Annotated in this window: 23 protein-coding genes; 22 read left to right on the plus strand and 1 reads right to left on the minus strand. The window is 64.5% G+C overall.

From position 1 onward, the window contains the following. Positions 1-97: 97 nt before the first annotated feature. Positions 98-328 carry a hypothetical protein gene (locus C1927_RS21385; protein ID WP_159095327.1) on the minus strand — a complete coding sequence of 77 codons (231 nt, stop codon included), beginning with the start codon at positions 326-328 and terminating at the stop codon, positions 98-100. 68 nt (positions 329-396) lie between these two features. On the opposite strand from C1927_RS21385, the gene C1927_RS08030 reads away from it, so the two are divergent. The 22 genes from C1927_RS08030 to C1927_RS08145 all read left to right on the plus strand — a co-directional run bounded on the left by C1927_RS08030 (position 397) and on the right by C1927_RS08145 (position 24,395). Further along, complete coding sequence (locus tag C1927_RS08030; protein WP_108746385.1) at positions 397-927, plus strand: hypothetical protein; 531 nt, start codon at positions 397-399, stop codon at positions 925-927. Positions 928-1,000: 73 nt separating this feature from the next. Continuing rightward, positions 1,001-1,150, plus strand: coding sequence for a hypothetical protein (locus C1927_RS08035; RefSeq protein WP_216821178.1), 150 nt, complete (start codon positions 1,001-1,003; stop codon positions 1,148-1,150). 202 nt (positions 1,151-1,352) lie between these two features. Next, the gene (locus tag C1927_RS08045; protein WP_108746388.1) at positions 1,353-2,414 is read left to right on the plus strand and encodes a CHC2 zinc finger domain-containing protein; all 1,062 of its coding nucleotides are present in this window, start codon (positions 1,353-1,355) and stop codon (positions 2,412-2,414) included. A 195-nt stretch (positions 2,415-2,609) separates the two neighbouring features. Beyond that, a complete protein-coding gene (locus C1927_RS08055) occupies positions 2,610-3,983 on the plus strand; it encodes a VapE domain-containing protein (RefSeq protein ID WP_254051555.1) in 1,374 nt (457 codons plus the stop codon). A 424-nt stretch (positions 3,984-4,407) separates the two neighbouring features. Continuing rightward, positions 4,408-4,917: a terminase small subunit gene (locus C1927_RS08060; RefSeq protein WP_108746391.1), complete on the plus strand. Its 510-nt coding sequence runs from the start codon at positions 4,408-4,410 to the stop codon at positions 4,915-4,917. Beyond that, the gene (locus C1927_RS08065; RefSeq protein WP_108746392.1) at positions 4,914-7,010 is read left to right on the plus strand and encodes a terminase gpA endonuclease subunit; all 2,097 of its coding nucleotides are present in this window, start codon (positions 4,914-4,916) and stop codon (positions 7,008-7,010) included. Before C1927_RS08060 ends, C1927_RS08065 begins: the two co-directional genes overlap by 4 nt. Further along, a complete protein-coding gene (locus C1927_RS08070; protein WP_108746393.1) occupies positions 7,007-7,336 on the plus strand; it encodes a hypothetical protein in 330 nt (109 codons plus the stop codon). The genes C1927_RS08065 and C1927_RS08070 overlap by 4 nt, the downstream gene beginning before the upstream one ends. Before the next feature lie 159 nt (positions 7,337-7,495). After that, entirely contained in the window at positions 7,496-7,693 is a 198-nt protein-coding gene (locus C1927_RS08075) for a primosomal replication protein PriB/PriC domain protein (protein WP_254051556.1), read from the plus strand. A 56-nt stretch (positions 7,694-7,749) separates the two neighbouring features. Continuing rightward, positions 7,750-9,216, plus strand: a complete 1,467-nt coding sequence (locus C1927_RS08080) for a phage portal protein (protein ID WP_108746395.1) — start codon at positions 7,750-7,752, stop codon at positions 9,214-9,216. Continuing rightward, a complete protein-coding gene (locus C1927_RS08085) occupies positions 9,213-11,525 on the plus strand; it encodes a ClpP-like prohead protease/major capsid protein fusion protein (protein ID WP_254051557.1) in 2,313 nt (770 codons plus the stop codon). Before C1927_RS08080 ends, C1927_RS08085 begins: the two co-directional genes overlap by 4 nt. A gap of 82 nt (positions 11,526-11,607) precedes the next feature. Continuing rightward, positions 11,608-11,967, plus strand: a complete 360-nt coding sequence (locus C1927_RS21390) for a capsid cement protein (RefSeq protein WP_159095329.1) — start codon at positions 11,608-11,610, stop codon at positions 11,965-11,967. Between the two features lie 78 nt (positions 11,968-12,045). Beyond that, positions 12,046-12,477: a structural protein P5 gene (locus tag C1927_RS08095; protein WP_108746398.1), complete on the plus strand. Its 432-nt coding sequence runs from the start codon at positions 12,046-12,048 to the stop codon at positions 12,475-12,477. Next, positions 12,477-12,818 (plus strand): hypothetical protein, encoded by a 342-nt coding sequence (locus C1927_RS08100; protein WP_108746399.1) that lies wholly within the window; start codon positions 12,477-12,479, stop codon positions 12,816-12,818. Before C1927_RS08095 ends, C1927_RS08100 begins: the two co-directional genes overlap by 1 nt. Further along, a complete protein-coding gene (locus C1927_RS08105; protein WP_108746400.1) occupies positions 12,815-13,306 on the plus strand; it encodes an endopeptidase in 492 nt (163 codons plus the stop codon). Before C1927_RS08100 ends, C1927_RS08105 begins: the two co-directional genes overlap by 4 nt. Continuing rightward, a complete protein-coding gene (locus C1927_RS08110) occupies positions 13,303-13,626 on the plus strand; it encodes a hypothetical protein (RefSeq protein WP_108747797.1) in 324 nt (107 codons plus the stop codon). Before C1927_RS08105 ends, C1927_RS08110 begins: the two co-directional genes overlap by 4 nt. Beyond that, positions 13,619-14,107, plus strand: a complete 489-nt coding sequence (locus C1927_RS08115; RefSeq protein WP_174208680.1) for a hypothetical protein — start codon at positions 13,619-13,621, stop codon at positions 14,105-14,107. The genes C1927_RS08110 and C1927_RS08115 overlap by 8 nt, the downstream gene beginning before the upstream one ends. Before the next feature lie 10 nt (positions 14,108-14,117). After that, a complete protein-coding gene (locus C1927_RS08120; RefSeq protein ID WP_108746401.1) occupies positions 14,118-14,918 on the plus strand; it encodes a hypothetical protein in 801 nt (266 codons plus the stop codon). A 71-nt stretch (positions 14,919-14,989) separates the two neighbouring features. Then, positions 14,990-15,640 carry a hypothetical protein gene (locus tag C1927_RS08125; RefSeq protein WP_108746402.1) on the plus strand — a complete coding sequence of 217 codons (651 nt, stop codon included), beginning with the start codon at positions 14,990-14,992 and terminating at the stop codon, positions 15,638-15,640. Further along, on the plus strand, positions 15,633-19,379 hold the full coding sequence (locus C1927_RS08130) for a phage tail length tape measure family protein (protein WP_108746403.1): 3,747 nt from the start codon (positions 15,633-15,635) through the stop codon (positions 19,377-19,379). Before C1927_RS08125 ends, C1927_RS08130 begins: the two co-directional genes overlap by 8 nt. Beyond that, on the plus strand, positions 19,376-19,792 hold the full coding sequence (locus C1927_RS08135) for a hypothetical protein (protein WP_108746404.1): 417 nt from the start codon (positions 19,376-19,378) through the stop codon (positions 19,790-19,792). The genes C1927_RS08130 and C1927_RS08135 overlap by 4 nt, the downstream gene beginning before the upstream one ends. 3 nt (positions 19,793-19,795) lie before the next feature. Further along, positions 19,796-23,398, plus strand: a complete 3,603-nt coding sequence (locus C1927_RS08140; protein ID WP_108746405.1) for a hypothetical protein — start codon at positions 19,796-19,798, stop codon at positions 23,396-23,398. A gap of 16 nt (positions 23,399-23,414) precedes the next feature. Next, on the plus strand, positions 23,415-24,395 hold the full coding sequence (locus C1927_RS08145; protein ID WP_159095330.1) for a hypothetical protein: 981 nt from the start codon (positions 23,415-23,417) through the stop codon (positions 24,393-24,395). The last annotated feature ends 623 nt before the right edge of the window (positions 24,396-25,018 follow it).

Here is a 25,018-nt window from a genome sequence, read left to right on the forward strand (position 1 = left end):
GCCTCGCTGCCCTGACCGGCAGTTCTGAGGGTTACCTGTGGCAGTGCGCGACCGGATGGAGGAAAAAGAAGCCCAGCCCGGCCTTGGCGAGAAAGATTCAGGAGGCATCGGTCGAGATCGGTGGCGAGCTCGGGTGCGAGCCGTTGGCTCTTGCTGCAATCCGCCCCGACATCTGGCCGGCTGAGACGGCATGAAGTGCTCTGGATGCACGAGCTTGGCGTACAGGGGCGAACAGTACCGCCACCACGCCACCGATGCCGGTTGCAGCGTCATAGGCGCGGAGAGCGGTGAAGTGCATGCGCTGCGGGAAGCTGATGATCTCTGCCATGCCGGTAATGTTGCGCCGGCTGCCACCCGCCTTCCCACGATGAATGGTGCAGCGTTTCAGGGGGAAGCATGACCTGCCTTCGCTCTGACCTGTACTGGCGCGACGCGCTGCACAGCGCTGTGGCCCGTGCCCCAGGTGGTCTGCAGGATGCCGCGGCCCACATCAGCAAGCGCAGAGGAAGGTCGATCTCGACCGAAACGCTGCGCAAGAAACTGCGAGGCATTGATGGCGAGTCTATCTCCATGGAGATGGCCGAGATCCTGACCGACTACCTGCAGCAGTTCGTGGTGACGCAGGACATTGCCACCGACTGGGTTTGCTCGCTCGCAGGCCAGTACGACCTGATGGTCGACTACGTCCCGCCGCCGCCCGAGGGTGGCTGGCCCAACGAACTGGCCGCGATCCAGGCAAAGCTGCTGGAGCTGCACAAGCTGACAGGTGCGCTGGCCGGTGCAGGTATCGACGCGCTGGCAGACCAGCGCTTGACCATCCCCGAGGCCGATCGAATCCAGGACCTGTCGCGCGACGTGCGCAGGCTCTGCTACCGCCTCGAGCGCAACGCCTGCCGTGCTGCTGGTCAGCAGGGGACGGAGGACTGACGTGGCAACTCACCACGCCCATCGATCCCGGTATCGACGGCGTGGCATAGCCAGCGCGTCTGCACGGCAGGCGATGGAACTGGCGGCCTTGGCACTGACAGATGCGGTGCCCGGGTTGATTGGTGAAGAAGCATTGGCAGAGCGCGAGCGCATCCGCCAAGAAACCGAACGTAGAGACAGCGCCCAGCGCCAGCTCGATGAAGGAGGTATCCGTTGGGTGTGAATCAATGTCTGCATCAGGCCCTACTGATTGCACGTCAGCCACGCGAGCAGTGGCGCGCACAGATCGAGCAGATCCCAGAAGCCTGCCAGGCACCTGGTGTTTGCACGGGGCGCGAGGGCTGCCGGCAGCGAGTCGCTGATTACCTGCGGGTGCAGTGGCTGATGATCGAGCGCCGCGAAGCCGCAGCTGGGAGGCGTCGCTGATGGCGAACAGCCACGTGGACACTGATGCAATCCGCCAGTCTGCGGATATCGCTGAAGTCGTCGGCCGCTACGTCAAGCTCAGGCCTGCCGGTCGGGGCGAGTACAGCGGGCTGTGCCCCTTCCACGATGAGTCATCGGCGAGCTTCACGGTCAATGAGATCAAGGGTTTCTACCACTGCTTTGGCTGTGGCGCGCATGGTGATGTGATCGGCTTCCTTGTGCAGCACCTGCAGGTCGGTTTCCTTGAGGCTTGCTCCCAGCTCACCGGCGGGCAGCTGGGTGTTGCAGCTGAACGAGAGAAGCTCCCCAGCCAAGAGTTGCTGCGGGTGAAGTGGGTGCCGATTCTGCCTGTCCCGGATGACGCGCCGTCGCTGCTGACCGACAGCGGCTGGACGGTGCCGATCTGGAACGCCAAGCGCGACAAGCTCCGTCGAATGAAGCCAGCAAGGGTGTTTCCCTACCGCAATGCGGAGGGGCAGACCCTCGGCTACGTGCTGCGCTGTGAGTTCGTTGACCGCGACAGCCGCAAGCTGAAGAAGTGGACGCCCCAAGTGACCTGGTGCGTCGGACCTGACGGCCAGAAGCAATGGTGCCTTGAGAGCTTCCCTGGTGTGCGGCCGCTGTATGGGCTGGATGCCTTGGCCGCGAAGCCCGAAGCGCCGGTGCTGATTGCGGAAGGAGAGAAGTGTCGGGACGTGGCGGCGCGCGCGTTCCCTGGATACGCGGCAATCAGTTGGTCAGGGGGCGGCAAGGCAGTCACGAAAGCGGACTGGTCGCCTCTGGCTGGCCGGGACTGTGTCCTCTGGCCCGACGCCGACAATCCGGGGCGGCAGGCAATGCTGGGGTGGAGGAATGACGCTGAGCAGTTCAAGCCGGGTGTCGCCCAGCTGCTGAAGCGTGCAGGCGCCAAGTCAATCCGCTTCGTGGATGTGACGGGCCAGCCCGATGGCTGGGACATCGCAGATGCACTGGAGCGTGATGGCTGGTCACCTCGGCAGCTTGCGGCCTGGGCAGCAAACCGCGTGATTGAACTTGACGTGGTGGCCGCCAATGGCGCGTGACAGGAGGCTGGAAGAACATCTGCTGCACTCCGACGCCAAGCTTGCCCGTGCCTACCGGCTGGCTGCGCAGGCGGCACTGGAAAACCCACATGAGCACTCCAGGCGCTTGCGCCGGGAGCGGGCAAGAGAATACCTGCGCCTGGCGCGGGGCTACGAAAAGGCAATGCGGCAATGAGCGTGGGGACAAGGCGCAGGATGACGGTGATCGATGGTGGCGGCGCGCCACCGCCAGGCGATGGCGGGGTAGATCCCGATGCCTGGAAGTCGAACCTCACCAGAAATCGAGACGGCAACGTCGAGGGGACGCTGCACAACCTGATCCTGATCATGGAAAACGATGATCGGTTGAGGGGGCTGTGGTGGCTCAACGACTCCAGCAATCAGGTGAAGCTGCACAGAGATCCGCCGTGGACGGGCGGCAGCCGGGATGAGTTCATCGACTCGGATGCCTACGAGCTGGCGGCCTGGCTGCAGCACCCGGACCGTTACTGGATGAAGTGCAGCGATGACCTGGTGTTGAAGGCGGTCATCGCCGTCGCACGCCGGCACCGCCGTCATCCCATCAAGGATTACCTCGGTGCTTTGGAATGGGATGGGGTACCCCGCGTCGAGCGGATGCTCGTTGAGCTGTTCGGCGCGGCGGACAATGCCTACAGCCTGCGCGCAGCGCAGTGCTTCATGGTAAGTGCCGTGGCACGCATCCTGTGGGTAGACGCCAAGCAGCCCAGCGTGGGCGCACAGGTGGACTTCATGCTGGTCCTGGAAGGTGAGCAGGGCAAGCGGAAGTCCAGCGCCCTGCGCGCGATCTTTGGCAGCGAATGGTTCGTCGAGACCAGCGAATCTCCCAGCAGCAAAGACTTCTACCAGGTCATCCAAGGGGCGTGGGGCGTCGAGATTGGCGAGATGGACTCGTTCTCGAAGGCAGACGTGACCAGCGTAAAGACCGCCATCACCAGGCGCGTGGACAAGTTCCGCGCGCCCTATGAGCGTGTGCCCCGGTCCTACCGCCGCGAATGCGTGTTCGCTGGCACCACGAACGAGCATCAGTACCTGCGCGACCCTACCGGTGGCCGGCGCTTCCTCCCCGTGCGAACGGACGGGGACGTGCAGATCGCACAGATCGCAACACTGCGCGACCAGCTCTGGGCCGAGGCTGTGACCATGTTCGACGCTGGGTTCGAGTGGTGGGAGCTGCCGGCCGATGCGAAGGAAGAGCAGGCCAGCAGGTACGTGGGCGACAGCTGGGAGGGCAGGGTTGAGCAATGGCTCGACGTTCGGATGGAGCCGAGCAAGTACCCGATACGCCTGGCGATGGCGTCGGAGATCGACTGGGCAACCACGGACAACCTGCTGACGTACGCCATCGGCTTGGACCCCGGAAAGCACGGCAAGCCCGAGCAGATGCGGGTGGCGGCCATCATGAAGACGCTGGGCTGGGAGCAGCAGCGCAGGCGCTGGCCCGATGGTGGGCGAGAGCCACGGTGGTTCAGGCCTGGTCTCACGATTGATGACTGGCTGGCAACCGCTCAGCGGTCAAGGCAGGAGGCCCGCAGTGGACCTGACTTCTGACCAGACCTCCCCGGCTCCGTCCACACCCGTCCAAACCACTGACCAGACCTGCCGCCTACTGCGCCAGCGCCGTCCCGACCGTCCACACCTTTTCTCGCGCGCGTACATGTACCGACACACCGGCTCACTTCTCAATCACTCAAATCAAAAAAATAGGTGTGGACGGTATGGACAGTATGGACGGCTTAGAAACGGCGCGGGTTTTGAGCGTCCAGACCCGCATTGATGGTTGGGACGGTCGGGACAGCCAGCATGTTCCACGCGAATCATCGTTTGGGTCATCAGGCGGGTGGGGCAGGGGGGTGGGGGCAGGTCGATGGGTCCTCCCCAGCCTCAGATTCCACGGGTATTCGGTCGCGCAATTTGTGCCTAGTCATGAAGCATTTCCAAGGGGGTTGTAGTGGTTTCTGATCTGAGCAGCCCGATGAAACAGGGCGCCTTCGGGGATCTGGTGGGCATTTCCCAGCAGGCAGTCAGCGACCTGGTGCGTCGTGGCGTACTGGCAGATGGTGCTGCCGGCGATGAGTGGCTGCTTGCCTACTGCGACCACCTGCGAGAGGTCGCTGCGGGCCGCGGCGGCGAGGCGGGCAAGGATCTGACCGCCGAACGAGCCCGGCTGGCGCGTGAGCAGGCTGACCGCTTGGCGATGCAGAACGCTGTGACCCGGGGCGAGCTGGCGCCGGCGCATCTCATGGAGCAGGTGCTGTCGAAGGTTGGCGCGCGGGCGGGTCGCATCCTTGAGACGATCCCGGGCACGCTGCGCCGCCGGCTTCCGCAGTTGAAGGCAGCAGATGTCGAGGTCGTGGCTCAGATTGTCGCCAAGGCGCGGAACCTCGCCGCGTCGATGCGCCTGGCTGACGTGGATGCCGATGATGACGCGGATGAGGACGTGGCCACGGTGACGCCGGTGGATGCAGAGGATCAAGGCGAATGACGCTTCTTCGTGGAATCGATGCAAGCCAGCTGCAGGCCGTGGAGCGGCATCTCCAGCGCGGGCTCGCATCCTGGGCGGTTCAGGAGCCGATCACGCTGGAAGCCTGGGCTCGGGAGCACTTCTATCTCTCCGCCGAATCGAGCTACGTCGAGCAGAAGTGGACTCCGTGGCCGTTCCAGCGCGGCATGATGGCGGTGATCAGCAACGATGACGTGGCTGAGGTCTCGGTGAAGAAGTCGGCGCGTGTTGGCTACACCAAGATCCTGCTCGCCTTCCTTGGCTACAACGCAGAGCACCGCCGCCGTAACCAGTGCATCTGGCAACCCACCGACGATGACTCCGACGATTTCGTGAAATCAGAGTTGGAGCCGATGCTGCGCGACGTGGAATGCATGCGCGCAGTATTCCCGGCCTACCTGGCCCGGCACAAAGACAACACGCTGCAGCAGAAGAAGTTCATCGGCTCGTTGCTGCGCGTGCGCGGTGGCAAGGCCGCGAAGAACTACCGTCGTATCTCCGTGGATGTCGCGTTGCTGGATGAGCTTGATGCCTTCGACAACGACATCGATAAGGAGGGCGCGCCGGACTCGCTGGCGGCCAAGCGTCTGGAAGGTGCGACCTTCCCCAAGCTGGTGGCTGGGAGCACCCCGAAGCTCAAGGGCTTCAGCCTGGTGGACACTCGCTACTCGCAGGCGGATGAGCGATTCACCTATCAGGTGCGCTGCCCGCAGTGCGATGCCTTCCATGCGCTGACCTGGGGTGGCAAGGACGAAGCGCACGGGTTCAAGTTCGAGCGCGATGCAGATCGTGGCGTCGTTCACGTGTACCACCTCTGTCCGCACTGCACCTACCCGATGACGCAGGGTGAGTACCTGCTGGCCGCTGAGCAGGGAGAATGGGTTAACTCGCGCGGTGACATCTGGCTCCGCGCCGATGGCCGTTTCACCACGCCAGACGACCAGGTAGTCCCGGCCCCTCGGCATGTGGCGCTTCACATCTGGACCGCGTACAGCCCGGCGGTCGCCTGGCAGCAGATTGTCCGCGAGTTCTTGGAGGCGTACGCCAAGCACCAGGAGGGTGACGACAGCAAGCTGAAAGCGTGGACCAACACGACTCTTGGTGAGACCTGGGAGGGAGAGGTCGAGCGGACCGATGCCGATGAGCTGGCTAACCGGGCGGAACCATTCCCGCTGAAGACGATGCCGCGGGACTGTTTGCTGCTCCTGTGTGGCATGGATACCCAGGACAATCGGCTTGAGGCCGGCATATGGGGCGTGGGGCGGGGTGGTCAGATGTGGACCATCGACCACCGCGTGTTCTTCGGCAACCCCGCCAAGATGGAAGTCTGGAACGAGGCGGAGGCGTTCTTGCGCGAGCAGGAATACACTCACGCCGGCGGCCGGGCGCAGCGGATCTACGCCACTGCCATCGACTCCGGTGGTCACCACGCTGACGCTGTGTATGCGTTCGCGCACAAGCTGAAGGCGCTGCGTGTGTATGCCGTCAAGGGTTACAGTGGCCAGGAGCGGTCCATTGAGAATGGCAACAGCCGTGTGAGCTACCGCTTCAACGGCCGCATCGAGAAGCACGGGCCAGTGCTCTGGCACGTGGGTACGAACCTCGCAAAGGACAGGTTCCAGTCGAGGCTGGACGTCGCCACCCCGGGGCCTGGCTATGTGCACCTCTCCAATCAGCTCTCGCCCGAGTGGTTCAAGCAGCTGGCGGGCGAGATCCGTGCGACGCGGAGGATGAAGGGCGGGTCTGAGTCCAGGTGGACTGCTACGCGAAAGCGGATCGAGGTCAAGGACTGCCTGACCTACGAGATATGGCTGGAGGAACGGCTCGATCTGTGGGGGCCCAAAAAGGCGAAGTGGTGGGATCAGTTGGAGGAGCAGGTGCAGCCTGAGAACGATTTGTTCAGCCTTCCGCCTGCTGCGGACGTTCCCGCAGTTGGGGCTGTCGTTGCTGTGCCTGTGAGGCCAGTGGCACAGGTCGAGAAGAAGCCCTCGCCGGCGCCCGTGCGAGTGGCGCGCGATTCCCGTGAAACGTCGCGCGACGACTTCGGGTCGAGCGGTTGGAGCAGCCGCCTATGAGCAACTCGCGTGACATTGACGCGGCGGAGCAGCTGCGTCGGCTGGTGGTCCGCGGGATTGTCGAGCAGACGGGTCTGAACGAGGAGCACGCCATGCCCTACGCGACGGCGGTGATGACCGTTCTGCAGACTGAGTACGGTGGTGAGCGCCTGCACATCCCTAAGGCTGCCGCGCAGGACAAGCCGTGCTCACGAGTGGAGGTGATTCGCACGGAGCTGGCTGAAGGCCAGGACTGGCGACTGGTCTGCCGCCGGCACGGTGTATCGCGAGCCGCGTTGTATCGAATGTTCCCGGGTGGACTGCCGAAACCGTCCAGAGTCGGCTGACGAATCCGGAGGCCGTCTCACCTTCTGGCAAAGATTGAGACGGCCGTCTTGTAAGTGTCTGATTCTACGAAGCGCTGCGCGGTGGTCGTCTCACTTCGCTGGTAACGGTTGAGACAGCTCCGTCTCCAAACTAGTTCCATGCCGACGCCCGCTCAAACCATGCTGGATATGTACCTGGCCGCCGAAGTGGCGGTACTGCAGGGACAGTCGTTCCGCATGGGCGAGCGGCAGTTGAACCGCGCGGACCTGGCGGAGATCCGCGCAGGCCGCCGCGAATGGGAGGCCAAGGTGAGCATGCAGGCGCGAGGCGGTAGCCGCGTATCTGTGGCGCTTGCAGACTTCCGGGGGCGTGAGTGAACCGTCTTGACCGTGCGATTGCTGCCGTAGCGCCCAGCTGGGGTGCGAAGCGTGCAATGGCGCGTGCGCGCATTGCGGCCTACAGCAGCGCTTACGACGGTGCCACGCCCAGCCGCCTGCGAGAGGCCGCGCGTGAATTTGGCTCCGGTAACACGGCGGTGGCTAGCGGTGCGACTCGCATCCGCACCCAGGCGCGGCACCTCGACCGTAACCACGACATCGTGGTCAACGGCTTTAATCAGATGGTCCAGAACGTGATCGGGCGCGATGGCATCGGCATCGAGCCGCAGCCGCGCGACGCGAACGGGAACATCGTGGAATCCCTGGTCGATCAGATTGCCCCGCTGCTGCGGGACTTCTGGAAGCGCCCGGAGGTCACCTGGTGCCATGACTTCGGCGCGGCACAGCGCCTGATGACCCGGACCCTGTTCCGCGACGGAGAGGTTCTTTACCAGGATCTGATCGGGCCGGTCCCTTATCTCGACCATGGCACCGTTGTGCCCTACAGCATCGAGATGATGGAGCCTGATCTTCTGCCGATGGATCTCAACGATCCCGGCCGGAACATCCTGCAGGGCGTGGAGCGAAACGCATGGAATCGCCCCATCGCGTACCACCTGTACAAACAGCATCCCGGCGACCCGAACGCGATCATGCCGGAGGTGAAGCGCGTGAGCGCTGACTTCGTCCACCACGCCAAGATGGTGGATCGCATCGGCCAGGTGCGCGGTGTCAGTTTGCTGGCGTCAGTCCTGACCCGCTTGGATGACCTGAAGGACTACGAGGAATCCGAGCGCGTCGCCGCCAAGATCGCGGCCAGCATGGCTGCCTTCATCATCAAGGGTGATGCGCAGAGCTACGGCGAGAACGAGACGGTGCCGGAACGCAGGACCATGCGCTTCCAGCCCGGCATGGTGTTCGATGACCTGGTGAAGGGTGAGAGCGTTGGTACCGTCGATACCAATCGCCCCAACCCCAACCTGGAGACCTACCGAAACGGGCAGCTGCGTGCTGTAGCCGGCGGTATGCGGGTTTCGTTCTCGTCGCTGTCGAAGAACTACAACGGCACATATTCCGCGCAGCGGCAGGAGCTGGTTGAGCAGTACGGCGCATACGGTGTTCTGGCCTATGAGGTTATCTCGCAGATCGTGCGGCCGATCTACGAGCGCTTCATCCAGGCTGCAATTGCCTCCGGCGCTCTGGTCGTTCCGAGCGGCGTTTCGTTGACCACGATCACCGATGCGATGTACATGCCGCCTGTGATGCCGTGGATCAACCCGGTCCATGAAGCGACCGGCCTTCGCATGATGATCCGCGCCGGAATCCGCTCGCTCACGTCGGTCATCAGCGAGCGAGGCGGTCGCATGTACGACACGCTGGAAGAGATCCGCAACGAACGTAAGTGGGCGCGTGACCTTGGAATCACCTTGGACAGCGATCCAGGCCAGGTGAGTGACGCCGGCGTGGCCCAGGCCAACCCTGATGCCAGTTCCATTCCAACCACTTCTGAGGATGTGCAATGAATCACCTCACCCGCAACGTCATGGCAGCGGCGCTTGGCGCCGTCCTGGCTGCGACCTTCGCATTCGACGCAAGCGACATCGAGGCTCTGCAGCCGGAGGCGAAGGGAAAATCGGTCCTCGCGCTGAACACCACCAGCGGCGGTGAGGCCGAGCTGCTGATCTATGGCCCAATCGGCGATTACTTTTGGGGTGAGGGCGTCACTGCTGCCAGCGTGGTTGAGCAGCTGGCCGGGACGACTGCAAGCGTGATCAACGTTCGCATCAACTCCGATGGTGGCGTGGTCACCGATGGGCTGGCCATCTACAACGCCCTGAAGCAGCACCCGGCGACGATCAACGTCACCGTGGACGGTGTTGCAGCCAGCATCGCCAGCCTGATCGCCATGGCTGGCAGCTCCCGCCGCATGCATGAGAACACGATGCTGATGCTGCACGGCCCGCAGGGCGGTGGCTGGGGCTTCGCTGGCGACCTGCGCGAGCGGGCCGATCAGATCGATGTGTATGGGCGCCAGATGCTGGTGACGTACTCGGGCCGCGCCAAGAACCCGGCCGACATCGAGACGATGCTTACCGATCGCAAGGACCACTGGCTTACCGCGGCCGAGGCGCTTGCGTTGGGCCTGATCAGCGAAGTCATTCCCGACGTGCAGCCCGAGCCTGCGGACTCCGTAGCGGCAGCAGCGCTGCTGTCCTATGTGAGCGCGATCTCCGGGACTGAGGGCGCCGTGCATGCCCTGCTGCGCAAGCACATCCAGGCAACCACCACCGCTTCAGCCTTCGCCTCGCTCCGCGAGGTTCACCAGCGGGCCGTTGTGGCCCACCTTGAGGAAACCAGCATGAAACAGCAGTGCCAACTGATCATGGCGCAGGCGGGCACCGCTCCGGCTGCACCGGCCCTCGCCGCTCCTGTATCGCCCGCATCCGCTACTCCGGCTCCGCCGGTCGCGGCCGCTCCTGTCGTGGCTGCTCCGCTGGCCCCGGGCGCCACGGTCGAGCAGGTGATGGCGGCCATCTCGGCCCGCAACACGGCCATCCGCACCGTTTTCGCTGGCTTCCGTGAGGTCAGCGGCGTCCAGGCACTGGAGGCCGAGTGCCTGGCCGATGCGGCGATTACCGAGGATGTCGCCCGCGGCAAGCTGCTGGCGAAGCTGGCGGCCGGTGGGCAGCCGCTGGCCGGCAACTTCAGCTCCAGCATCACCGACGTGGTGCCGGAGGAAGACAACCTGCGCCGTGCCCAGGTCAACGCGCTGCTCGCCCGTGCCGGCGTGCTGACCGGTGCTGAAGCCGAGACTGCCCGCAACGGGAACCCCTTCACGCACACCACGCTGATGGCGCTGGCCGAGCGCTCCCTGATCCAGGCCGGCGTGAACACCCGTGGCATGGACCGTGAGCAGATGGCGCGCCGCGTTCTGGCTGTGCAGACCACCAGCGACTTCCCCGTTCTGCTGGAGAACGTGCTGCACCGGGTGCTGGTTGGCGCCTACAACCTGCAGCAGTTCACCTGGACCCGCTTCTGCGCCACCGGCACGCTGTCCGACTACCGCCCGCACAGCCGCTACCACCTGTCGTCGTTCTCCGACCTGAAGCCGGTCAACGAAGCGGGCGAGTATGAGAACGGCGTGCTGGGTGATGGTGAAGCCGAGACCATCAAGGGTGCCCGCAAGGGACGCATCCTGCAGATCACCCCGGAAGTGCTGGTGAACGATGACCTGGGCGCGTTCGTTCGCATCACCACGGCGCTGGGCCAGGCTGCAGGCCGCACCATCGAAAAGGACGTCTATGACGTTCTGAAGCAGAACGACGGGCTGGGCCCGGTCATGAAGGACGGGAACACCCTGTTCCACGCCTCCCACGGCAACATCACCGCCGGTGCTGCCGTCTCGGTCGATTCCTTCGACGCGATGCGTCAGCTGATGGCGCTGCAGATGGACCCGGGTGGCAACGACTACTTGGACATCTCGCTGTCGCGCTTCTTGGGCACGGTGGCCATGCACGGCCGCGCGACCCTGGTGAACAACAGCGAGTACAACCCGGACGTGACCGGTCGGTTCCAGGTCAACAACACCTCGCGCGCAACCTTCAGCGACATCATCACCTCCCCGCGCCTGGGTACCGGCAAGGGCTGGTATGGCTTCGCTGATCCGAACGTGGAGCCGGTGATCGAAGTCGCCTTCCTCAATGGCGTGCAGACGCCGGTGCTGGAGCAGGAGACCAACTTCCGGACTGACGGACTCAGCTGGAAGGTCGTCCATAAGTACGGCGTGGGTGCAGTGGGCTGGCGCGGCGCAGCCTACAACCCGGGCGAGTAACCGGCTACGCAGCTGCGGCGCTCCTGCCGCAGCTGCGGTCTCCGACTTCATCCATGCAAGACGCCAACTGAGGACCATCGTCATGGCGAAGAACTACAAGTTCCCGGGTGCAGTGATCGATATCACCGCAGCCACCAACCTGGTCAGTGGCCAGGCATCCATCGTTGGCAAGCTGCTGGCGGTCGCGCTGGTGGACATTTCTGCTGGCGCCAAGGGTAGTGCCCAGATCGAGGGCGTGTTCGAACTGCCGAAGCTTGCCAGCGCCAACATCCTCGAAGGTGCCGGCCTGACCTGGGACGCCCAGGCCGGTCAGCTGATCGTGAGCGGCGCCGATGCTGGCGACCTGGAGAACTGCGCGGTGGCCGTCGCCGTCGCTGGTACCGGCACGGCAACCGTGTTCGCAAAGCTGACCCCGGGCTCCGGCTCGTTGAAGTCGGCGTAAGTCTTGGCCGGCACCGCTCACATACGCCCGGGTGGCGTGGGCGGTGCCGGTTCTTCCACAGCGACAACGGGGGATCGCATGGGCACCACCAGCACGCCGCGCGGCGTACGCAACAACAATCCTGGCAACATCGACCGCACCAGCACGCCGTGGCAGGGTGAGGATCGGTCCGCCGCGGCAATCGCCCGCGAGCAGCGCTTCTGCGTGTTCCTGACCCCGCAGGCCGGGTTCCGCGCCCTGGCGAAAACCCTGCTCACCTACCAGCGCAAGCACGGCCTGCGCACGGTGAAGGAGATCATCGGGCGCTGGGCCCCGCCGGTGGAAAACAACACCGGTGCCTATGTCCAGCAGGTTGCCACTGCCGTGGGCGTCGCGCCCTCGGAAGTCATCCGCCTGGACAACGCGGTCACCCTGAGCCGTATGGCTACCGCTATCGCCAGGCACGAAAACGGCGGCATGTACTGGCGGCAGGATGTGATCGACGCCGGCGTAGCCGAGGCGCTGCGCTGATGGTCGGCGGCGGCGTTACCGCCCAAGCGCCTTGGTGGGCGGCCGGGAGCGTCGTCGCGCTCTGGTTGTTCCGGGAGGTGTGGACGGCACTGCTGGCGCGTCGTAAAGACCGCACCGAAACCGATGCCAACGTGGATCTGCTCAATGGGCTCATCCAGCGCGTGAAGTCGCTGGAAGAGTCGCAGGCTCAGACGACGATGAAGCTCACTGAAGAGATCAAGCTGCGCATGACCGCGCAAGAGCAGGCCCACCGGCTGCGGTTGCGGATCATGTCGCTGGAGGCGGCGATGCGCGGAGTTGGTGCGGTCATCCCCCCCGAAGACCCGGTGGAATCAGCATGATCCGCGCCCTCATCGTCGCCATCCTCCTGCTGCTGGCCGTCGTCGTATGGCAGCGCGGATCGGTCTCCAGCGCACACCGTGCGGCTGACCAGGCTGCGTCGAGCCGTGATGCCATGGAAGGCGAACGGGACGCAGCCCGCGCTGAGGCTGATGCCGTGGCCGTAACCCTTAAGGCCGAGCGCGGCAGCGCTGCCGCCGCGAACGCCCTGGCTTCCCAGTACGAAAAGGAAAAGAGCGATGCACAGAAAGCATCTGATCGCCTTGTTGCTGATCTGCGCGCTGGGAACCAGCGCCTGCACCAGCGCTGGCAAGCATCCGTCGCCACCGCAGAGCTGTCCGCGGCCGCCGCTGCCGCCAGCCAGCCTGATGGTCGAGCCGACGACCGAATTGAAAGTGCGGGTCGAGCTGTTGGCGCCGCCGCCCAGTGCGACGCCCAGGTGAGGGGCCTGCAGGCGTATGCGCTTCTGTGTTCGGGAGGTGCCCGGTGAGCGAACGTGACTTCCTACGCCAGATGGACGCAACCATTCATGGCGCGCTGGCAATCGCAGGCATGGTTTCCACCGCCACGGTCAAGTCGGCGAAGTCCGGCGCCTTGACTGAGGGTGTGCGGATCTACATCGACCGGGATGTGGAGACCATCGGCGATCTGCAGCAGTTCGTTGCTGGCCGCGTAGAGGTTGTCTACCTGCGAGCCGATGTCGATCCCGAGCAAGGTGATCGCTTGGAGGTAGCTGGGGAGGCCTTCGTGAACGTGAAGAAGCTCAGTGACGACGGCTCCCGCAGCCGGTGGCTGGTGCGCCGTGCCTGAGCTGGCAGAGCCCCTCTCCTGGCAGCTGGTCGAGTTCTTGCGCGATCGCGTGAAGCTGATCCGCACCTCGGCCGGATTCCGCACCGATATTGGGAGCGGGCTGATCGTGGTGGACGATGATGAGGTGCCCGAGGACCAGTACGAGCCTGCCACCGTCATCTCGGTCCAGCAGCTCTCGCGGAGTGGCGGCGGTAGCGCCCAGGCCAGCTCCGACGCCGCTATCACCATCGAGTTCGAAGTTCCTCGCGGGAGTGGTCGGGAGAACCCACGGCTGCTGGTTCACCGTGCCAGGCACGACCTGATCCGCGCTCTGACGCTGAACGCCAAGATGCTGCCGATAGGCGTCACCGCCTTCGAACTGCTGACAACCCAGATGGCAACCCTGGAAGACGACGCAGGGCACTCCGCCGTCGTCGCTCAGATCACCGCGCGGGCTGGTCTGACCGAGACCTTCGAGCCCGTCCCCAACCCGAACCCGTAGGAGCAACACCATGGCACAGCCCAAAGTCCGCAAGTTCGCAGGTGATCTGCGTTTCTGGGAGCACGGCGCGAACGGCGTCCGCATTCCCGTCATCCCCGAGCCGGCCGACAAGTTCGGTAACCAGCCGCTGGAACAGTCGTCGCTGACGTTCAGCTATGAAGCCGGCGACTCGGTGGAGATCAAGAGCAAGCGCCGTGATGCGCGCTATCAGCAGATCATCCACAAGGACTCCAACCCTGGTGTCACCAGCGTGTCCATCACCGCGCTGGAAGTGCCGACCGCAATCCTGGCCCGCATGCTGTACGGCACCCTGGTGGCCACCCAGGTCGCCGCCGGTACCGCCACCGACGTGTCCGTGACCGTGGGTAACGTGGATACGCCGGTCAAGCTGCCGCACAACTTCCTGCTGGCCGACACCGCGCCGGTCTTCAAGAAGGGTGCCGACAACCTGGTGGAAGGCACCGACTACACCCTCGATTCGGTGCATGGCCTGTTGATCCCGAAGCCCGGCGGCGCGCTGCAGGCAGGCAACACCGTGGTGGCCAACTACACCTACGACGCCTATCTGGAAACCGCCATCAGCGGCGGCACCACGCCCAGCAAGTCCTTCCAGATCCTGGGCGATATGCAGGACCGCATCAGTGGCGATGAAGGCCTGCTGACGATCCCGAACGTCGACCTGACCGTGGATGGCGATGTGGACTGGTTCAGCGATGAGCCGATCCAGGTGACCCTGACCGGGCCGGTGATCTTCCAGTCCGGCGAGGCCGATCTCTACACCTTCAAGATCGCGGCGCAGTCGGCGGACTGAGCGGGCTGTTGACCTCGGCAAGGGGAGGGCGCCTGTGTGGCGCCCTCCTGGGATGAATCAGGAAGGGCTTCGTGGCATCCAATCGCGCCAACAACCTGCTCAAGTACTACGTCAGCGGCCGTCGCGCGAAGGGCTTCCACGGCCTGACCGACCTGGCTGGCGAAGTGCTGAACCGCTACGACCTGTCGGTGCAGCGAGCTTTCATCGGTCTGCAGCGCCGCGCCGGGCCGGCTACTACGCAGGAAGTCCGTGCCTCCTACAACATCCGCGCTTCTGCCCTCCGTGGGAAGTACCGGGTGGAGACGGGTGAGCGGGGCTACAGCAAGGGCAAGCGCGGCAGGGATGACTTCCTGGCGATCTGGGCCAGCACCCGGCAGATCTCGCTGATCGAGTTCGGTGGCCGCTGGACCGGCCGCAAGTCCAAGGGCGCCACGGCCAGCATCGGCCTTGGCGAAGCGAAGACCTACGACGGTGCCTTCATTGCAACGATCAAGGGCCGCAAGGCCATCCGCGTGCGCAGTTGGGACCGTGCCACGCAGAAGCGCCACGGCCGCGGTCCGGTTCGCATCCTTCGCGGGCCCAGCCCCTTCGAGATGCTCTCCGGCGCTGACGGCAACAGCCGTGCACTCACCGCACGGCGTCGGCTGATGGACCGGCTGCACACCACCTACGTGACTGAATTGCGCCGCCAGTGGCGCATCAACGGAAGCTCCAATGGCTGATCGGCTGGAAGAGGCAATTCGGGTTGTCATCGAAACCCAAGGCCGTGAGGGCGTAGACGACCTGCGCGCGGCGTTCGGCGAACTGGGCGACGTGTCGGTCGAGACCGCCGGCAAGGCCTCCAAGCTGCTCGACTCGCTCACCGGGCTGAACGCGGCGGCAGCGAAGGCGGATGCCTTCGAAGGCATGCTGACCGACCTTGCAGAACTGGAAAAGCAGTTCGGGGAGAACCAGCAGGCTGCCCTGTCGCTCAGCCTCGGCATCGGCGAGATGGACAAACCATCGCGTGAGGTGCTGGCTGCCCAGCGCGAGCTGCGCAAAGAGGGCGAGCGGCTGCAGAAGGCGCTCACCGAACAGTGGGACGCGGTTGCCAAGGCTGATACCGAACTTTCCGCGCTGGGCGTCAACACGGCCAACCTGGCCGACCACCAGCAGCGCCTACGTGTGGAAGCCACCCGCAGCGCGGCCGCCCTTACCGAGCAGGCCCGCGCCGCTGCGGCCGAGGCCGAGGCCGGGCGCCGCCGCAAGCAGCAGATCGAGGAAGGCGAGGCCGCGTTCCGGAAGCAGGCCAACACCAGCAGGGCGGCTGCGAAGTCGTTGGCCGAATACCGCGAGCGCGCCGCTGATGCTGCCGCCGGCAGCGGCGAATTGGCCTCTGCCACCGAGAGCACGGTCAGCTGGTTCGGAAAGCTGAAAGCGGCTGTCATCGGAGCTGCAGCGTTCATTGGTTTGAGCCGCGTGGTCGATGGCATCAAGGCCATCGTCAAGGAAGGAAGCGACGCCGAGCAGGAGGTCGGCCAGCTGGAGGCAGCGTTGCTGGCGACAGGGCGAGCCGGTGAATTCACCGCGCAGAGCTTGGCTGCCATGCGCAAGGAGCTTCAGGGTGGACTCTTTGACGATGGAGAGATCAGCGCTGCCCAGGTGCGCCTGCTGTCCTACACCAACATCGTGGGCGAGCAGTTCCCCGCGGCGATGCAGGTCACTATCGACCAGGCTGAACGCCTGAAAATCTCCTTGGAGTCGTCGGCCGAGACCGTTGGCAAGGCTCTGCAAACGCCGTCCAAGGCGATGGAGAGCCTGAGCAAGCAGGGGTTCACGCTGGATGACAGCCAGAAAGCGCTGATCAAGAGCCTGGAGGCAACCGGCCAGGTGGCCAAGGCGCAGGGGATCATCCTCGATCTGCTGGCCGAGTCCTACGGCGGCGCGGCGGCGGCCGCGAAGGTGGGCACCATTGCCGGCCTGTGGAAGACCGCCACTGATCGCTTCAAGGACTGGAAGCAGGAAGTCGCCGACCAGGGCGTGCTGACCTACTTCAAGGAACAGCTCACCACCCTGCTGGGGACGCTGGATCGACTGGCCGCCGATGGCAGCCTGTCGCGCTGGGCCAAGCAGACCGCGCAGGCCATCATCACCATGGCCGAGGCGGTGAAGGGCGCGACGCAGTGGGTGGTGGACCACGCTCGCGTGATCGGGCTGATGGCAGCCGCCTACGCCCAGTTCAAGATCGTCGGTGCGCTGGTCCAGCTGAACGCCTGGCGTGCTGGACTGATCGCGGCCACGAATGCCCAGATCGCCAACAACGCCGCAGTTGCCAGTGGCGGGCGAGGCATTACCCGGTTCGGCGCGCTGTTGCGCGGCCTGCCGAAGGCCGTGCCCATCACCGTGGCGGTGCTGGGGCTGGAAGCGGCCATTGGTGGCCTGGACGCTCTCAAGATCGTCGCCCAGGACATCTGGAAGCATCACGACCCGGCCCTGAAGCGCGCGGGTGAGGCGCAGCGTGCGTACATCAACCAGGTGCGCGACTCGGCGACACAGCTGCGGCAGCAGTCGTTGGAGTTCATCGCCTATCGTGACGTGGTCATCAAGTCGGCCGAGGAAGTCTCCAAGCTGGGAGAGGCCGAGCGGCTGGCCTACGAAAAGCGCTTGGCGGGGCTTGAGCAGTACCTGACCGCTCAAGAAGGCTTCCTGCTGATGCAGCAGAAGTCCGGCATGGCGACGGCGGAGCAGTTGCAGCAGCTGGGCCAGGTGACGCAGCAGCTGCTGGACGTATCGACCGGATTCGCCGCGCTGCGAACAGGCGTCCAGACTGCCGCCGATGCGATGAAAAACGGTATCGGCGGCGCGGCGCAGCAGGTTGTGACGCAGCTCGAAGGCATCGGCAGCAACGCCAAGCTGGCGAACGAGTCCATCCAGAAGATGTTCTCCGGGCTCAACTTCGCCGACACGGCCACCCTTGCCTCCGTAGGCGAGGCCTTGGGCTTCATTGCCACCCAAGGTGGCGCAGCAGAGCGCAACGTGCGTGACGGGCTGCTGGCGACGCTGCAGCAGCTGTCGGGCGAAGAGCTGGCCCGGTTCCAGGGCGCTGCCCAGGCGGCGTTCGACTCGTTGCCGCAGGCGGCCGTGAATGCTGCGGCAGTGCTGCAGACCACCTTGCTGGCGGCGATGACCAAGCTCGGCGTGGCCTCGGGCCAGCTGGGGGTCAGCTTCACCCAATCAGGCCGGGACGCCATTTCCGCCTTCGGCGCCGTCACCGAGAACGCGGTGGCTACGGGCACCCAGATCGAGGCGGCCTTCAAGGCGGCGCTGGGTAATGTTGCCACGCTGGATGAAGCGCGCGCGCTGGGCAACCTGCTGCAGGCAGCCGGCGAGCAGGGGCGGGTAGGCTTCGACTCTGCTGCACGAGCAGCCTCCGCGCTGCGTGCCCGCCTGCGGGAGATCGAGGCAGGCCTGAATCCACTGACTGATGAGTTCCAGCGGCTGGGGATCCAGTCCCAGCAGTCGCTGAACGCTGCGCGCGATTCAGCTTGGGAAGCGTTCGAGACCATCCGTAAGGGCGCTGCGAACGGCAAGGCCTCGGTCGAGGATGTTCGTCGTGCCTTCCGTGCTTACGCCGACACGGCGAAAGCCGCCGTGGCAGACAGCGATGCCTGGCGGCGCGCTCAAGTGGAGTCCCAGCTGGATGTTCAGGGCGCCATCTATGAGACCGGCGAAGCAATGGGTGAGCTTGGTGCCAAGGGCGAGTCGGCTCTGGGCCGTGTTGAACAGGGGGCGCAGAGGGCTTCTGGTGCACTGCGTGACGTCAAGCAGGCATCTGACGAAGCCAGCAGTGGCGTGGATCAAGTCGCGGCGAGTGCGTCCAGTGCGGGCGGTAGCCTGGAAAGCGCATCCAGCGCCGCCGGCGGGTTCTCTCTCAATATGGGTGAGATCTCGGAACACACCAGGGATCTGCTTGCTCAGATGAACGGGCCGAATGGCCTGCAGCAGTTCGCCAACGTCTGGAACGCGCTGTTCGAGCAGCGACAGGATCTGGCGAAATACACCGAGGAGCAGAAGAAGCTGCTGGACGGCATGGAAGAGGTATCCGGTAAGCGGAAGGAGCTGTCCGAGCGCTTTGACATGGTTGGAGCGAGCGAGCTGGACGCCATCGTGCAGCTGGAAAACCAGATCGAGTCCAAGCGGCTGGAAAAGGAGCGGGCTGCAAAGCAGGCGGCCGAAGACCGCCGCCGCGCCGCCCTTGCTGAGGCTGAGGCGCAGGCCAAGGCAGACGCCTCCCGCATCCAGGCCGGCGACAACAAGGAACAGGTTCTGACCATCGACTGGAAGGCTCCCAGCAAGGAAGTGGTGGCCGGTGCCACTGCGGCCGAGATCCAGCAGGCGGAGCGCATTGCTGGCCTGGTCGCACCGATCGTGCTTCGCAGAATCGAGCGCAGCCGCGCGGTCTCGGTAAGGGGCGCCCGATGAGCCGGGTCGTGCTTGCCGGGGTCGAGCTGCCGGCGGACCTGCAGTGGACCGATGAGTTCACCGCGTGGCGCATCGGGCAACAGGTCCGTACCAGCCTGAGCGGGGCGCTGATCGTGCAGGAGTCGGCGAGACAGTCCGGTCGGCCGATCACCCTGCAAACCACCCGCGATGGCCAGGCGTACGTCGGTCCGGTGCAGCTGGATGTGCTGCGCCAGCTGCAGGAGCTGAGCGGGCAGCTGCAGGTTGCCCCGATGACGCTGACCCTGCCGGCGCACAACGGCGGCGACCGCACCTTCCAGGTCCGGTGGCGCCGGACCGATGGTGCCGCCGTGGAGGCTGATCCCTGCCGATTCGCGGTGCCGGCGCTCGATGCCGACTACTTCTCCATCACCCTTCGCCTTATGACGGTCTGACCAATGACGATCCTTGCAACTGATATCAAGATGCGCCAGTCGCAGCGCCTGACCGACAACCCGGATGGCGGAGGCCGTATGGTCCAGGCCGAGATCATCGACGGGGCCATGAACAACCTGTTCCCCGACATCGGCGATGAAGAGCGGACTACCGGCCGTTCCACGCTGCGCAAGATGTTCGTCCACGTGGACACCCCGGGTCCGGACGTACTGAAGGATGCGATCGCGGTGCTGATCGACCCGCCATCCGACTCGCGCGTGACGGTGACCATGTTCGCTACCGGCTCCTACAGCGACGTGCGTTTGGACGCCAAGAACCGCGTGGAGAGCTATATCACCCGCGGCACCGAATCGCGGTTCATTCTGCTGGGCGACCACTTCATCGGCCAGATGACTATCCAGGTTTACACCACGAAGGATGCGCCGAGCCCGGACATCAACGACAACCTGAGCCTGCTGACGGCGGCTGCCTCGGGCCGCGACCTGGGGGAGCAGTACGTACGGGTGAAGAACGTGCTCTCTCGGACAACGCGGACTTTCACTGATGACCAAGGCGCCTTCGAGCGGGATGTCCTGGTGATCGAGCTGGTCAACGCGCTGCTGCTCAACTTCTACGGCCAGGAAGTCATCCGCTACTCGGCCACGAAGCCAGGCACCCGGGTGTATGAGACCAATGTGGTCGACGCAACCAGCTATCACAGCGTGAAACGGCTCACGGCTGTCGGGAAGCCCGGCGACCTGTCGGTACAGATCGACTCGCCCTATGTGCCGATCGTCCCCACCTCCACCGCTGAGACGGCCGTGAGCGACGTGCTGGCCGGCATGGGTACGCTGAGCCATGTTCCCTCGGGTCCGGCAAACAGCCTGGCGCTGAATTTCAGCAGCGACTTCATGGCGGGCGTTGCAGTAACCCGCTTTTTGGGCACGGGCATGGCTGTGGGAAGTGTGAAGGTGCTGGTCGGCAGCAGCGAGCTGGCGGATGACGGCACTGGTGGCTTGGCATCTTCCGCTGTGACGCCTTGGGCGGGCAGTGTCGATTACCAGTCCGGTGCAGTATCGCTGGTTCACGCCACCGGTGCGGGCAGCACCAGCGTCACCATCACCGCGACGCCCGCTGGCACCATTCCCATGCAGGGCTTCACCGATGAGGTCGCGGTGACGCAGAACAATCAAGGCATGGTTTGGCTGACGCAGCTTGAGCCGCTGCCGGCGCCAGGCACCGTAGTTGTGGACTACCGTGCTCTCGGGCGCTGGTACCGTCTGACCGATAATGGCCGCGGCCAGCTTATTGGCAAGCCGGGGCAGGGCAGCGGCACCGTTAACTACGTGACCGGCTCTCTGGTGCTGACCACAGGAGCGCTGCCCGACCTGGACAGCAGCATCATCTCTGCGTGGGGCACCTCGACAATTGCGGAGGCCCGCGCGGGTGACGCCAACATCCAGCCTCCTGCGCTGCGGTTCCTGCTGGGGCACTCCGGCGCGACACCTGGCACCGTGCGCCTTACCGTGCGGGTGGGCGGCGCTGATGTGAGCGTGATCGACGATGGCATCGGTGGCCTGCTCATCGCCGGGCAGCTTCGTGGCTCGGTCGTCTATGCTACCGGCGAATGCCTGCTGCAGCTGGAGACGCTGCCGGACGCCAACACCCAACTGGCGGTCAAGTACGACTGGGCAGAGTCGCTTCACGCCGCGCCGCAGCCCGCGCCAGACGGCAACGGGCTGGTGTCCTTCAGCCTGCCGCAGGGGCCGGTCAGGCCGGGCTCGTTGATGCTGGACTGGGTCATCACCGTGATGCGGGACGCCTACGATCTGGCCTCCGCGCCCCAGCCCATGCGCGTTATCGCCAAGGACGACGGCAACGGCAACCTGGTGGCAGTCTCGGTGGGCGACACAGCGGCGACCACGGCGCTGGGAGCCGTCGACTACAGCACCGGCGTGGTGACCCTGCAGGCCGGCAAGTTCATGGTCCGCCAGGTGTCCTACCCGCAATACGAGCTGCGCTCGGGAAGACTGAAGGTGGTGGGCTATGGCCGCGTGGACGTGCTGGCGCAGTTCTCGGCCGGCACCCTGGTCTCCGCTGGCTGGACGCTCGCGAGCGCGGGAGCCGAATCGGCAGAAGAATCGCTGCAGCTTCCGCCGGTGTCTCTGCAGCTGACGCCGACCATCAGCGACAGCATCGTGCCTGGCAGCGTGAGGTTTACCTTCCGTGGCCGTACCTACGTGGATCGCAACGGCGGCCTCTATCACACCGTCGATCCGCTGACCGGGGCGGGTGTTTACGCTGGCACCATCGACTACAGCGCCGGCGTAGTGAGCCTGACCCAGTGGCTGGCTGGTGGCGCCAACAGCGTGCAGATCCAGTCGCTGCTGACGCGCATCGGTGACCCCGGCGTTGCCAACAGCTTCTTCCGCGCGCCAGGGTCGCCGTTGCGGCCGGGTATGTTTACGCTGCGAGCTAACCGGCTGGACGGCGAGCTGCTCACGGCGACGGCCGACATCAACGGCAGGATTTCCGGTACCCAGATCCGGGGTTCCGTGGATTGGGAGAGCGGTGTTGCCAAGGTGCAGTTTGGTCAGTTGGTGCCAGTGGCTGGCAATGAAGGCCAGCCCTGGTTCGATCCTGATCTGGTAGAGGGCGACCAGATCTGGCGGCCGGGGCTGGTCAAAGCAGGATCGATCTACATGGGCGCGGTGGTCTATCGCTCGATCCCGCTTTCGGAGGTCGTCATCGGCCTGTCGTCCGTTCGGTTGCCCAGCGATGGCCGCGCCCCGGCGTTCAAGCCTGGGCAGACCGTTCTGATTCACCACACCGCAAAGCATGTGGTGGCCTCGCCGCAGGCAAACCAGGCGGTTTCGTTCGGCCGAGGGAGGGTGGCTGCAATCGAGGTTCGCGACGCGCTCGGCGCACCAGTGGATGCGGCGTGGTTCGTGGCGGACCTCGACCTGGGCACGCTCAAGTTCAGTGATCCCCTGAACCTCTCTGCCTATGCGCTGCCCATCACGATCAGTGATCGCGTGGAGGACCGTCGGCTGGTGGTGCAGGCGCAGATCACGGGTGAGATCGAGATCAACACTGGCCTGACTCATGACTATCCGGTTGGCGAGTCGATGATCAGCACTGCGCTTCGCCTGGGCGAGGCGAATGGCTCGCTGGACCTGCAGGCGCGAGTGGTGAGCCTGTTCGATCAGGCAGCCTGGTCGAACGTGTGGGCGGATCTGCCTTCCGGGAGCGTGGCGCCGGGCACCTACAACGACACTGACTATCCTCTGGTGGTTACCAATGCGGATGCGATCACTGAGCGCTGGGCTGTGCGGTTCACGTCCGCTACGCAGTTCGAGCTGATCGGTGAGACGGTCGGTGTGATCGCCACTGGCGCGACGACCTCGGACCTCGCGCCGGTAAATCCGCGAACCAATCAGCCGTACTTCCTGATGCGAAAGGAGGGCTGGGGCGGCGGCTGGTCCACCAACAACGTAGTGCGCTTCAACACGGTGGGTGGGCTGGCTCCCGTGTGGATGATTCGCACGACGTTGCCGGGCACTCCGGAGGGCGCGACAGACTCAACTCGACTGCAAGTCGTCGGCAATGTGGCGGGGGAGCAATAAGATGGCAAAAGTTTATATGAGCACCGACAGCGGTGCTCCGCAGCTCTCCGGCCAACCTGGTAGTTTGGTTTCCTTGCTGGATGCTGTGCTTGTTGACGGCTACGGTGTCGGGGTTGAACGAAAGGACGGTGCAGGGTGGACGAAGGAATTCACCGGAGCGAATAAGCGGGTTTATCGCAATAGTCCGGTTTCTGGAACAGGCTTTCACCTTCAGGTGGATGACCCGGGCGCCGCGGGAAACGCGGGATACGCTTTCGTAAGAGGCTTCTCGGCGATGACTGGGTTCGACAATGGTCAGAACCCGACCCCTTCTTTTGCCTCCAATGCGAATGGCGTCGTCGTCGCCAAGTCGTCTGCTTTGGACGGAAACTCGCGTAGATGGCTGATCGTGGCCGACGAAAGAATCATCTATCTGTTCGTCAACCCTTGGCCGGCGGCAAACAACTATCACCCGTACTTCTTTGGGGATTTCATTTCCTACAAGGCGGGGGACACTGCCAACTGGTGCATCGCATCGAACGGGCTTGCATCGTTCGCATCAAACATTGACTTGGACCAGTACATCTTTACGACGCTCAATTCCTATGGCGCTATGGACGGCAGTCGGCCCGCACTGTTCCTGCCCACAACCGTCGCCAGTCCGACGCAGGCTGCACCTGGCTACTTGGTGGGCGGCTATCGCCAGGGCAGTTACTCAGCTTGGGGCGGGGATAGCTTCTATTCTGTCACCTACCCTGATCCCATCAGTCAGGGTTTGTTGTTCAGCGCCGTCCAGATTTTCGAAACGGGCACTCGGCCCAGGGGCCAGCTCCCCGGAATCATTGTGCCTCTGCATAACCGTCCCTTTCCGGCCTTGGTCAGCCAGGCTGCGGGCCAAGGCATGGGGGGCGCTACGTCGCTGTTTCCAGTCAACTTCGTCGCTTGGATCTATTCTGGTGCCGGTGTAAGTCAGGAGGGGCAGGTCATCTTTCAGCAAGGGGGTGACTGGTGGCAGTGAATGGTCGAGAGATCGCGCGTGTCAGATGCTCCACTGGCAGCAGATGGGCGGGCCTTGGTTTTCTCGCTGGCAGTGCGCCAGTGTCAAGTGATCCTGACGCTCCAGATGGTCGGTTGCGGATATTGAACCAACCCGCCATTGGCAGAATCATGGTTCTGGATCGCCGTACGTTTGAAGTAATTGCAACGACTCGATCTCGGCCAGACGGCACCTGGCGGGTCGACCGAATCATGCTCGGCATGCAGCTCCTGGTAGTGGGCTTAGACGATCGCGGAAACGTGAACGCTGCTGTGCAGGACTGGGTCGTGCCGGCCCCAATGGAGTAAGCCGTGGCTGGGACGGACGGAAAGTTTGTAGGCCTGAGCCTGGGAACCCTCAAGCTGCCAGCCGGCCAGTGGATTGGCCTCAACCTAGGGGTTGATGATGGCAGCGAGCTTCCTGAGCCAGTGATCCGTGGGATTCGCCATTCGGCTTTAATGCCGTGGCGACGGGCCGACCAGCATCGAAGGGTGGTGCGCTTCGGTTGGAGCGAGTCGGGCCGGGTTACCCCAAGTCTTGGCATCTCTTGGCATAGCTCCAAGCCGTTGTGGCAGTCAGCTGGGGTCGCGTGGAACACGGCCCCT

Origin of the sequence: Stenotrophomonas sp. ZAC14D1_NAIMI4_1 (assembly GCF_003086775.1) — a bacterium.
In the GTDB taxonomy this organism is placed as follows: Bacteria; Pseudomonadota; Gammaproteobacteria; order Xanthomonadales; family Xanthomonadaceae; genus Stenotrophomonas.